The 11,609-nt window shown below is 37.3% G+C and carries 9 protein-coding genes; 2 read left to right on the plus strand and 7 right to left on the minus strand.

Going from position 1 to position 11,609, the window contains the following annotated elements:
* The first annotated feature begins 2 nt into the window (after window positions 1–2).
* Window positions 3–146 carry a tetratricopeptide repeat protein gene (locus DB42_RS11895; protein ID WP_080502800.1) on the plus strand — a complete coding sequence of 48 codons (144 nt, stop codon included), beginning with the start codon at window positions 3–5 and terminating at the stop codon, window positions 144–146.
* Here DB42_RS11895 and ftsW read toward each other — a convergent pair.
* The 6 genes from ftsW to DB42_RS10615 all read right to left on the minus strand — a co-directional run bounded on the left by ftsW (window position 136) and on the right by DB42_RS10615 (window position 7,439).
* A complete protein-coding gene (gene ftsW / locus DB42_RS08120; RefSeq protein WP_080502801.1) occupies window positions 136–1,299 on the minus strand; it encodes a putative lipid II flippase FtsW in 1,164 nt (387 codons plus the stop codon). The genes DB42_RS11895 and ftsW overlap by 11 nt on opposite strands.
* Before the next feature lie 37 nt (window positions 1,300–1,336).
* On the minus strand, window positions 1,337–2,086 hold the full coding sequence (locus tag DB42_RS08125; RefSeq protein WP_044882541.1) for a LysM peptidoglycan-binding domain-containing protein: 750 nt from the start codon (window positions 2,084–2,086) through the stop codon (window positions 1,337–1,339).
* A 26-nt stretch (window positions 2,087–2,112) separates the two neighbouring features.
* The gene (gene murD / locus DB42_RS08130; RefSeq protein ID WP_044882542.1) at window positions 2,113–3,453 is read right to left on the minus strand and encodes a UDP-N-acetylmuramoyl-L-alanine--D-glutamate ligase; all 1,341 of its coding nucleotides are present in this window, start codon (window positions 3,451–3,453) and stop codon (window positions 2,113–2,115) included.
* 11 nt (window positions 3,454–3,464) lie between these two features.
* Window positions 3,465–4,715: a phospho-N-acetylmuramoyl-pentapeptide-transferase gene (gene mraY / locus DB42_RS08135; RefSeq protein WP_044882543.1), complete on the minus strand. Its 1,251-nt coding sequence runs from the start codon at window positions 4,713–4,715 to the stop codon at window positions 3,465–3,467.
* Window positions 4,696–6,021 carry a UDP-N-acetylmuramoyl-tripeptide--D-alanyl-D-alanine ligase gene (gene murF, locus DB42_RS08140; RefSeq protein ID WP_052436083.1) on the minus strand — a complete coding sequence of 442 codons (1,326 nt, stop codon included), beginning with the start codon at window positions 6,019–6,021 and terminating at the stop codon, window positions 4,696–4,698. Before murF ends, mraY begins: the two co-directional genes overlap by 20 nt.
* Before the next feature lie 851 nt (window positions 6,022–6,872).
* Window positions 6,873–7,439, minus strand: coding sequence for a type II toxin-antitoxin system RelE/ParE family toxin (locus DB42_RS10615; protein WP_052436084.1), 567 nt, complete (start codon window positions 7,437–7,439; stop codon window positions 6,873–6,875).
* A 506-nt stretch (window positions 7,440–7,945) separates the two neighbouring features.
* Between DB42_RS10615 and DB42_RS08155 the strand changes: the two genes are divergently transcribed.
* Window positions 7,946–8,869 carry an IS701 family transposase gene (locus DB42_RS08155; protein ID WP_052436085.1) on the plus strand — a complete coding sequence of 308 codons (924 nt, stop codon included), beginning with the start codon at window positions 7,946–7,948 and terminating at the stop codon, window positions 8,867–8,869.
* A gap of 706 nt (window positions 8,870–9,575) precedes the next feature.
* Here DB42_RS08155 and DB42_RS08160 read toward each other — a convergent pair.
* A partial coding sequence (locus DB42_RS08160; protein ID WP_044882545.1) for a tetratricopeptide repeat protein occupies window positions 9,576–11,609 on the minus strand: 2,034 nt, incomplete at its 5' end.

Genomic DNA, 11,609 nt, shown 5'->3' on the forward strand with positions numbered 1-11,609 from the left:
CCATTAACCTTAAACTCTTCGGTGAAAATCATCCTGCCGTGGCAACTTCTTATTATAACCTAAGCCAAATTTACCAAGAGCAGGGCAATTTCAAAAAGGCGGCTGAATATACAAAAAAAGCGCGGGGCATTAAGCTTAAGTTATAGTGGAAAAATCACCAAAATGGCGCTTCACATGCTGTGAGATATTTAAAATAATCCCTAAACCCAAAATATTAGCCACTAAAGAACTGCCCCCTTGACTAAACCAGGGTAAGTTTAAGCCTGTGCTCGGCAATAAACCAGATACCACGCCTAGATTTAAAAAAGCTTGGAATGTAATTAAAAAAGTGATGACAGCACAAAAATAGAATCCTTCTAGGCTGGAGGAGGCATTAGCAATATAAAAGCCCAGGCAAGCAATAGATAGATAAAGAGTAATTAATATACATACTCCTATAAAACCAAATTCTTCAGCATAGATAGCAGCAATGTAATCATTCTGAGCTTCCGGTAGATAGCTTAGCTTTTGCATGCTGTTGCCCGGTCCCCTACCTAATAATTTTCCTGACCCAGCGGCAATCTTAGCTTGATAAGGTTGGTGTCCTTTACCTTTTAGGTCTAGCTCGGGATTTAGATAAACCTTCAGGCGTGCAGAGACATAAGAAAGATGATAGGCAAAGGCTCCTCCTACACATAGGCAGGCTAGTAAAGGGAGGGCCCAGTACCTCCAGCTGATTTTCATCAAAATGCAAAGCACTAGAACAGACATAGCTATTACTGCGGTGGTACCATTGTTAGGTTCTACTAATATTAAAAGCATAGGAACAGCTATTGTTCCTACAAGCTTGAGGAAGGTATAAAAAGTGAAAGCTTTCCCCGAAAATTTTAGATAATAATGAATAAAGTAGGCAGGAATAATATATTTAACAAACTCTGAAGGCTGTAATGATAAGCCTAAAATAGCTAGCCAGCGTCTGGAGCCATTCACTTCACGTCCAATACCTGGAATTAAAGTTATAAATAATAGAAAGCTAAAAACCCCTAAAAGCCAAGGGCTAAAGGATATTAAGTTACGATAGCCTATTTTTGCTATTCCCCCTGCTAAGCTAAGGCCTATAGCTGCATACATAAGCTGCTTAATTAAGGCTTGATGAGTGCTTTTGTTTAATTCCATATCCATCACTTCAGCTGAAGTCGTGCTATAGACCATGATGAGGCCTAGCACATAAATGATAGAGACACATAAAAAAAGCAGGCAAAAGATAGGGGGAAAGGAAAGAGTAGATTTTTTTCCTATCACTTTTTTGTGCGCATTCATCAAAGGTAGAACCCTCATCCATTTAACTCTATATGTTTTATCTTACACGAATTCTATCGCCGACTTGGAGGTTGCGGGCTTTTTCTTCATCCAGATTGTTCATCTTCAATAAGTCATCAAACTTAACATTAAATTGTTTGGCAATTTTCCAAGGATTATCCCCACTTTTAATAGTATAAAGCTCTGGCCCTGCGGAAGTAATAGGAGTAGTTTCTTTACTGACTAAAGGCTTTTGTTGTCCCTGATCTAAATTATTTTTTTTAGTTCCTACAGGTACTTTTAAAAGCTGGCCAATATTTAAGCGATTGCTGGTTAAATAATTAGCTTTTTTGATAGCTTCTACGCTCGTATTGTTGGCTCGAGCAATTTTTTCTAGGGCATCTCCTTTTTTAACGGTAATAGTCACCAGTTGAGAAGGCTGGGTAGATGTCTCTAAAGGAGAAATTTGCTGAGACTCTGATCTATCGGTAGGAAGAGAAGCGGATAGTTCTTTATCTCCTAATTCTCCTTCCTCTTCCACTAGGATAAGATGAGGACTATCGGCATAGTGTTTCAGCACATTATCAATTTCATCGCCTGTCGGGGCAGAACTTATAGAAGTATCAGAGGGTGAGTTAGTTAATTCTTGAGAGGAAGGGATTGATTGTTTATTAGCATCCACGATAATCTGAGGAGGGTTATGAAATTCATCGGTTGGGTCCTCATGACGGACGGCCATCATAAATAATATAGCTAGCAACGCTGCATTTAATAGGACAGCGATAATTATTGTATCTCTACGATTCATTGGTGAACCTCATCAACGGTAATCTTTTATTCTAGGGTATTAACTATACGTTTAAATTCTTCTCCTCTATGTACATAGTCGCGAAACATATCAAAGCTGGAGCAGCCTGGAGATAGTAATACAACTTGGCCAGGTTTTGCAAGAGCTGTCGCATCTTTTATTGCTGCTTCTAGGGTAGACCGTTCCTCAACAGGAAGGCTAGAGGATAGATCATTTTTTATTTTTATCGCAGCTTGACCAATGGCAAACACATATTTAACATGGCCAGCAAAAGCTTTGATCCAAGGTGTATAGGCAGCTCCTTTATCCACACCTCCTGCAATCAGGATTATTTCGCCTTTTAAAGAAGTGACCGCACGGATAACAGCATCCACATTAGTTCCCTTGCTATCATCATAGTAGGCTATTTCCTTGAAAGAACGCACGAATTCAAGACGATGGGCAGGCTTTTTAAAAGTTGAAAGAGCGTTAAAGAATTGTTCAGAATTGACTCCCCTTTCCTTGCATAAAGCGTAAGCTGCCAGCATATTTTCTATATCATGATCCTTTACACCTTGATAGGCTAAAGGTAGAGGATAGGGGCCTTGACCTTTTCCATAGATAAATTGATGATCCAGGTAAAAGTTACAAGAAGAAGAGTAGCCATAGGTTAAAGGCTTGAAATCTCCTAAAAGCTTTTTATATTCGTTATATACTGCCTCATAGACATATAAGTTCCCTTCAGGCTTTAAACAATTTTTAAGATGGAGTTTTGTCGCCGCATACGTTTGCAGATCAGGATAACGATCGAGATGATCAGGGGTAATATTTAAAACCACACCTGCATCTATTACAGCGCTTTGAAGAGTTTCTAATTGAAAGGAGCTCAATTCTGCCACTAATATATCCTCTTCTGCACCCACTGTTAAGGCATCTAATTCTGTCGTTAGAGGGGCCCCTAAATTGCCTAGTGCCCGTGCAGCTTTACCACTAGCATTTAAAACATGAGCGACTAGCAATGTGGTAGTGGTCTTACCATTGGTACCGGTAATGGCTAATAAAGGCTGATTAATAAAACGTGCAGCTAATTCTACTTCACCTAGGATTTCAATATCTGCTTGTCGAGCTTGGATATAATGGGGATTAGAAGGAGGAACGCCAGGCGAAACTACAATAAAGTCAAAATCTTGAATTTCAATTTTCTCAGCTTCATGTCTGGCTATAAGCCCTAAAGTTATCAAATCCTTGATTTCTTGGTGATTTTTTAATAATTCTAAGTTGTCATCAACGCCCCATACATAAGCCTGTCTTTTAAGCAAGAAGCTTGCAGCTGCACGTCCACTTAAACCTAACCCAATTACTAAGACTCTCTTTTTCTTTAGCTTCATTGTAGGAATTCTTATTGAAATTTGAGCGATGCAATGCCAAGTATGCCTAAAAGCAAGCCGATGATCCAGAAACGAGTTACCACTTTCGTTTCAGCCCACCCCATATACTCGAAATGATGATGCAAAGGGGCGCACAAAAAGATACGCTTTTTATTACGATATTTGTAACTTAGCACTTGAAGGATGACTGATAATGCTTCGGCGACAAATATCCCTCCAACAAGACCTAGGAGCAATTCGCGTTTTAACAATACAGCCGATACACCTATGATACCTCCTAAAGCTAGGGAGCCAGTATCGCCCATAAAAACTTGAGCAGGGTGGCTATTATACCATAAAAAGCCTAAGCAGGCGCCAATCAATGCGCTTAGGTAAATAGCTATTTCCCCACTTCCTTCAATATAAAGGATGTTTAAATAGCCCGCGATCTGGATGTGGTTAGAAACGAAAGCAATTAAAGCTAAGCAACCGGCTACAATAATTAAACATCCTGCCGCTAAACCATCTAAGCCATCGGTCAAGTTCGCCGCATTAGAAGAACCGGTGATTACAAACATGATAAACAAAGCTGCTACTAGAGTCAAGGCCCCCTTAAGAACCAGCCAGTGGTTTTTAATGAAAGGTAAATAAATGCGTGTCGCGTAATCTTTCAAAGAGATTGCTGTAGGACCCGAGGAATGGGTAGCCTCTTGTTTCACCACCAATGGGCCCCACTTAGTCTTAGTGGCTGTTTGCTCTTTAACAATAGGAGGGGCAAACCAATTTTTCATCTGAATAGAGGAAGAGACGGAGGGGCAGAGCAGATATAAGGCTATAAAGGCTGATAAGGTAAATTGATAAAATAATTTTTTCTTACCTGATAACCCCTTAGGATTTTTATGTTTAAGCTTTAAGTAGTCATCATAACCACCCACAACTCCTAGCCAAACGGTAGTGATAAATAAGATAAGGGTGAACACATGACTGATATCCATCCATAAAAACATAGAGATTAACATTGAAAAAAGAATTAAAACCCCTCCCATCGTGGGAGTATCTTTCTTCTTTTCATGCAACTGGCCTAGTAAAGGACAATCCTCGACGCGAATAGTTTGGCCAATTTTAAGCTCGTAAAGCTTTTTAATAAAATAAGGTCCCAAGAAAATACTAATGATTAAGGAAGTTATAGCTGCCAATATCATACGAGTGGAATAGTAGGTAAACACCATAGGAACTTTAATATTCAATGTGTATTTCAACCAGTCAACTAAAAATATGATCATTGGAGCCACTCTCCCATTCCTCTAATAATTTTGATATCTGGGTCCCTCTTGATCCTTTAATCAACACCACATCCCCCTCTTGTAAATAGCTCTTTAAAGCATCTACCAACTCCGCACGATGATTAAACCAATACGCCGATCGACCATACTTCTGCCAGCAATCAAATATCACACGGCTTTCTGCACCATAACAGAACATACTATCTACCTGATTTAAAGCATACTCCCCAATTTCCTCATGGGCTTTTTTAGAAAATTGGCCTAACTCTAGCATATCGGCCAAAACGGCTATCTTACGCCCTCTTTTTTTAGGAGAAGGGAGATTTTCAAGAGCAGCTTTTACAGAAAGTGGTGAAGCATTATACACATCATTGATAAAAAAAATTCCTTTTTTTTCTATCAGCTGCCCTCTTGATACGGGTAAAACTAGCTTGCTCATACCCACAGCAATCTCCTTGGGGCTCATACCGAAATATTCTGCGCATGCGACTGCAGCTAAAAAATTAGCTTGATGATGCTTCCCTAAGATAGGAAAGCTACCCAGCTTATAAATTTGCTCTTTTGACCTAACAGCTAAATCATCTGTTTGAGTAGCAGCAATGCTGTAATCAGCTAGTGGATGATCAAAAGAAAAGGATAATTTTCGACAAGACCCAATTTTTATTATCTCAGAATAATTAATGATGTCTCTATGAAGGATCGCTAAGGCGGTACTAGCATGGGTTAATATTTCAGCTTTTGCGTAAGCAATTGCCTCTAATGAATCAAAGTTACAAGCATGTGCCAAAGCAACCTGGGTAATTATGGCGCATTCAGGAGGGGCTATATCAATGAGTGCTTTTAGATTTCCTGGATGGCTCATCCCCATTTCTAAAACGATGATCTCTTCTTGTCCCTCTGTATGATTAAGGATAGCTAAGGGAACGCCAATCTGTGAGTTACTATTGCCGGGAGAAGAGGCTACCTTAAATTTTTCTTTAAGAACTGTCGTAATAAAATCTTTGGTAGTCGTTTTACCTACAGAGCCGGTCACTGCTACCACGCGAGCTTTAGACTGCTTAATAATCAATTGAGCCAAATTTTGCAGAGCTAGTAAAGGATTGTCTACTCGGATTAATAGCATGCCATAATCTGGGCCACCATAATCTCTGTTAACTACAGCTCCTTTTGACCCTTGAGAAGCTATTTTCTCTAAAAAATGATGCCCATCAGTTTGAGCGCCAGGAAGGGAAAAAAACAAGTTTTCTGGCCGGTGCAAACGGCTATCTACACTAACCCCTCTAAAGATAGCCTGATCTTTTGGCATCGGCATGCCAAAGATAGACGCAAGCTCTTGAACATGAAAACTGTGCATAAATTTTAGGGCAAAAAATAAGAGTACTAATAAGGTTAGTAGAAAAATAATAGGTTAAGCTGCTGAGCTATTCCAAGCAAGAAAAATAAAAAGTTTTTCCCTTGCTAAATGTTCAACTTATGGGTGGAGGCTTTTTTTAAGTAGAAGATGTCAAAAAATGATAAATACGCACATCTTTTTAATTTAAATCCTGCTTTTAGATTCCCCGCTAATTCCTTCGTAAGGGTGGGCATGCTCCTGTTGAAAAAATCAGTCTCTTCGCAAGCTTTTGGGTAAAAAGGATGTTATGCATAACTGGCAGAGAAGGAGAAAAAATAGTGATTTAAATTTTATATTTTTTTCCATTAACGTATACTTCAAAAAGAGAAATCAATGGTTTAAGTTAAGAGTAGAAAATTTATTTAAGTTCGTTATAGTAATCTTCTCAAATTAGCCCAAAAGGTTTCAATAGGATTTAAATTCAGAGAATAAGGCAGAAAAATAAAATCTTACATCCTGCCTTTTTGATAAGCTCATGAGTGGCTTGGGATTTATGAAAGATAGTATTGTCCATAATTACAAGCTGACCTGCTTTAAGCTCTGGCATCAATATTTTCCTAGCCAAAAGTAAAATAAAAGGGAATTACAAGTACCTGTATAACAAATTTAAGTAATAGAAAAATTTTCGCTAATTAACATAGCCTACCCGAACATCTTAACTTTGGAGGAAACCGAGCATTTCCAAAAACCTACTTGGCTAATCCCTACATTCTGTAAAGCAGACTTAGCTTTTAATTGGAAAGGCGACCATGAAATTATCACCATTATAGAGGCTTAAAAATTTGAGGATCATAAAAACCTTTATCTACTATTTCTAAAAGTCGCAGCGCTGCATGGCTTGGAACGCGCGTTCCGGCTTCCCAAGATTGAACTGTTTTTACACTTACATTTAATACTTTTGCAAAAATTCCTTGGGAATAATGATTTTTCTCTCTGATTCTCTTAATATCGATAGCCTTATATTCATTTGGAGGCTCAGGGATCTCGATAAGCTCTGACTTAAGGGTAACCTTTCTTTCTGCGAATGCTAGAGCTTCTTCAAGCCCTTTTTTAAGCCCTTTAAATAACTTACTCATTTTTAATCCTTTTTTGATTGCTTTAGCTATTTGTTTTAACTCCAATTTCTCTTCTTGGGATAAATTTTCTTGCTCATTTTTTGAATAAATGAACAACAAGAAAAGAATCACTCGATCTTCTATATTTAAATAGCATACTCTAAATCCACCCCTTTTTCCTTTAGAAGTTGATTTCAAACGAGCTTTCCTTATTCCCCCTGTTCCAGTAATTACATCCCCTTGCTCTGAGCTTTCGGCTAAGCTTATTGAAATCATCGAAATCTTCCTTTTTTAGCTTTCTTTTCTTTATGAGCCTTTCTATCTCTTCTTCGAAAATTTTGGTCTGTAAAATATGTCTTTTCATAACCTAATTGTGCTACCTTGTAGGATAGATAGTCCACTACTTTCTATTTTGTGGTGCATTTGTGGTGCATAAGTTAACAGCCATTCTAATATGCCATCTTTATAATCCGCTTATCAAACTATCAGTTTTAATGCACTTGTCTTTATAGACATTTTTTGAAAAAATTAATTTTTTAATGCTTTAAAACTTGCATCAAGCATTTAATCTAGAAGAGATAAATTATACAAGTCAGCTTCTAGGGAAGATATGGATAAAATCTCGATACAGCTTATGACCTGCCACTGATGTATTTGATTTCTTTATACAAGCTTATAGACTTCCAGCAAGTCCTGCTCAAGCTCCTATATATTTAGTTAGTACTACAGTGGTAATAAAAAATATAGCATGCTATTTTATTTGTTAAATAGGGAGGTGAGGTATGGAATTGAAAGCAATAAACCAAACTATAAAACAAAAAAAAGAAGAGCTAGCCCTATTTTTAAGGCCTTTTTTTAGTCGAGAAGAAGCTAGACAAGTAGCTTTGCAATATACATGGGGCTTAATGAGCAAAGCAGAACGTAAAAATACTTGGCAACTGGCAGAAGAGGCCGGCTTACAAACCCCTTACGCTTTTCAACATTTACTACGCCGTGGTTTATGGCAAGCAGATGCAATCAGAGATAGGTTGCAAATGGAAGTGTTGAAAGATAAAGAAGGCGGTATACTAGCTATAGATGAGACGGGATTTTTAAAGAAAGGTAAGCATTCAGCAGGAGTGGCAAGACAATATAGTGGAACAGCAGGAAGAATTGAAAATTGCCAAGTAGGGGTTTTCCTTTCCTATGCAACTAGCCAAGGTCATGTACTAATTGATCGAGAGTTATATATCCCTGAAGAATGGTTTTTAGATGAAGAGCGTAGAACAAGAGCTGGTATACCTAAAGAAGTTAAATTCAAAACGAAAATACAATTAGCCATGTTGATGCTACAGCGAGCTTTCGGCCATGGGATCAGGCCTTCTTGGGTAGTGGGAGACGAGGTATATGGAGTTTATCCCTTAAGAGCTTATCTAGAGAAAGAATGCTGCCCTTATATATTAGCTGTACCCTCTAATTACCATGTGAGCGTAGATTTTGATCGAAGTCCAGTCAGCCACTTTCTTGCAGAAATTAAGCCAAAAGATTGGCAGAGTTTATCAGCAGGAAAAGGAGCGAAAGGCGAACGTTATTATCATTGGTATCGTCTAGAAGTCAATTCAGATAGCCCTGAAGGGTGGGCACGTTGGCTTTTATTAAGACGTAACATGAAAGACCCTCGCGATGTAGCTTATTATATAGGAAGAGCTTTTAACCCCCAGTTTTGACATCGTCTTTACGCTTTCGACACTTGGACCAATAGTTCACTTTCGTTCGTCTCCTTAGCCCTCACCTGATATGTTTATCATACCTTTTCCTTAACGCTCACTACCTTGGCTTTTGACCAAAGCAGCTTAAGGTGGTTTGAAATCTCTTCCTGCAAAGCGACTTCGAGGAGCCATTTTCCTCATCTTTCATATAGTTACGCACATCTACAATGTGCTCGTGGCACACAAAAGCCTTGCGTATCCATTACAATTTAGATCTTTGATAAAGCAGATGGATAAGGCAAAATAGGTGGGGTAAGATATCCTCTTAGCATATTTAACGGATAGCTCTAATTTTCCTTAAGGGTTGTAGAGCTCCTCCAAATTGTTGTCACCTTTAACAATTCGTATGTATTGCTCATCTTTACCCCCTTTTCTCTCAAAAACAATCTTAAATAAGTTGTTTTGCATCAACCTATTAGATCTTTGATAAAGCAGATGGCTAAGGCAAAATAATGAGGGTTAAGATATCCTCTTAGCATACTTAAAGGCTTGCCCTAATTTTCCTTGAATGTTGTACATCTCCCTCAAATTGTTGTAACATTTAACAATTCGCTTGAGATGATTCTTATCGGATGGTCGCTTATAAATAAAAATAGCTTGATTAGTTTCCTTTATTGCTTTTTCAAATTTATGTGGAGCTTTATAAATCGCTCCTAAATTGACCTTAATTAGTTTCCTTTATTGCTTTTTCAAATTTATATTGGGCTTTATATATCGCTCCTAGATTGATGTGATAGCCTGCTACAATATTGCCATGCTCTTTACCATAGATTTTAATGGCAATTGCTAGAGCTTTTTTGACATTTTTCTTAGCTTGTTCGAAATTTCCTTCATCTAAGTAAATCATTCCTAGGTTATTGTGACTGATTGCAATGTCCTTAAGATTCTCGCCAAAATTTTCCAGACCAATATTTAAATCTTTTATAGCATATTCAACAGCTTTTTTTAACTGTCCTAGGTCTTTGTAAACTAAGCTTAAATTGTTATAAGCAGTTCTTAAGAGTTTAAGGCTAGCTGCATCATCAGAATGCTTACAGGTCTTAATCACTTGCTTGAGGCTGATAATTGCTTGTTCAAAATTACTTTGATTACGATAAACTGTTCCTAAATTGTTGAGACAACCTAATGCTCTAGGATGATGTCCGCTAAATAGCTTACTATAAATGTCGCGCGCTTTATTGATACACTTAATAGCTTTGTCTAACTTTTCTAAATCTTTATAGATTGTTCCTAAATTATGGTAGTAAATAGCTTTTTGAAGGTCATTCTTTATACTATTTTGAAGGTCATTCTTTATACTATTTTGAAGGTCATTCTTTATACTATAATGTTGGCCACACCTAAGTCTAATGGCTTTTTTGACATATCGAGCGGCCTTTCTTAATTCTTCTTGTTCTTGGTAAATCATGCCCAAATTATTATAAGAGCTTGCCAGTTTTGGATGATTTCTATCCTTAAGGATTTTACGTTCAATCTTAAGAGCTCTTTTAGTATATTCCTGCGCCTTTCTTAACTTTCCTTTTTCTTGGTAGACTTGTGCCAGGTTAATATAATTTATTGCCACAGCTAGGGAGTTTTTACCATCATTCTTAAGGTCAATCTTAAGGGCTTCTTTGGCATGTAAACAGGATTTTTTTAAGTCTCCTCGAGCTTGGTAAATGATTCCTAAGGTACTTAACACCCCCGAATTGCAAGGGTCTTCTTTCTTTGCTAAAATATAGTATTGTTTTGCCTCTTCCATTTGAAAAAGCCTTAAAGCTATATCGCCTACTGTTTGAGGCGAATTATCATTTAAATCAGAAGAGGTAAGGCAGCTTTCCTCTCCAGATAAAAATTTTTTCATAGCCTCATGAAAAGGAATAAAAATGCTATAAATCTTTTTTATTTTATTTAAAGCATCTTGATCTAAAGAAAATTGCTTTTCAATTAACTGTGGAATGTCAGAACTATAAGGCTTAAGAATGGGATTCATCATTTCTTTTTGTGCTTCATAATGAGAATAAGTTTTAAGTCGCATAAATAAAGCAATACTCATCCATTCATTTAGATGTTCAGCTGCTTTATTTGTTAAAATACCCCTATCTTTTAATTGATTAATTCTATCAAAAGTATTGGATACTATTACCTTTTCGAGAAGAGCGAGTCGATCCAAAGCTAGATGAGGGAAACGATAAAGATCATTTTTAACCTGAAAAAGCATGCCTTGTGTTTCTAAAACATGTATACGAGGATTAAAAGCTTTCCTATCTTTTCGAGCTAAATGATATTTCGCTAAATATTGGCCAAGATTAAGGCCTTCTTGATAAGGCGTATTAAGATTTTCTTGAACCTCTTGCCTATATTGCTCAGTTAATTCATTGCTGCCTAACAAATGAGTAAAATTTAAAAGTTCCATAGGAAGATGTGGCTCTCTTTCATGCCACCATTGGCCTTTCTCATCCCTAGTGATGTATTGGGCCATCTTTTCAGGAGTTTGAATGAGCTCAAATGTCTGACGATTGCCAAAAGGAGTTTTACAGCCTTTTCCCTTTACACCGGCACCATCAAAGGCAAAACCTCTTGGCGTAACACTATCAAACAATTTAATTTTTTTTATACACGGAATATTTAAAGCAGGAAGAATGGTTTCCCCTAAATTAATAACTTTAAAATGTATTAAAGTAGTAAGACGCTTAAAATAATTTCTATTCTCTAAAGC

Origin of the sequence: Neochlamydia sp. EPS4 (assembly GCF_000813665.1) — a bacterium.
Taxonomy (GTDB): Bacteria; Chlamydiota; Chlamydiia; order Chlamydiales; family Parachlamydiaceae; genus Neochlamydia.

Excerpts from the sequence above, each read along its gene's own strand:
- ftsW (WP_080502801.1), bottom strand. The coding sequence starts at position 1,299 with ATGAATGCGCACAAAAAAGTGATAGGAAAAAAATCTACTCTTTCCTTT.
- DB42_RS10615 (WP_052436084.1), bottom strand. The coding sequence starts at position 7,439 with ATGATTTCAATAAGCTTAGCCGAAAGCTCAGAGCAAGGGGATGTAATT.
- DB42_RS08155 (WP_052436085.1), top strand. The coding sequence starts at position 7,946 with ATGGAATTGAAAGCAATAAACCAAACTATAAAACAAAAAAAAGAAGAG.
- DB42_RS08125 (WP_044882541.1), bottom strand. The coding sequence starts at position 2,086 with ATGAATCGTAGAGATACAATAATTATCGCTGTCCTATTAAATGCAGCG.
- mraY (WP_044882543.1), bottom strand. The coding sequence starts at position 4,715 with ATGATCATATTTTTAGTTGACTGGTTGAAATACACATTGAATATTAAA.
- murF (WP_052436083.1), bottom strand. The coding sequence starts at position 6,021 with ATGCCAAAAGATCAGGCTATCTTTAGAGGGGTTAGTGTAGATAGCCGT.
- murD (WP_044882542.1), bottom strand. The coding sequence starts at position 3,453 with ATGAAGCTAAAGAAAAAGAGAGTCTTAGTAATTGGGTTAGGTTTAAGT.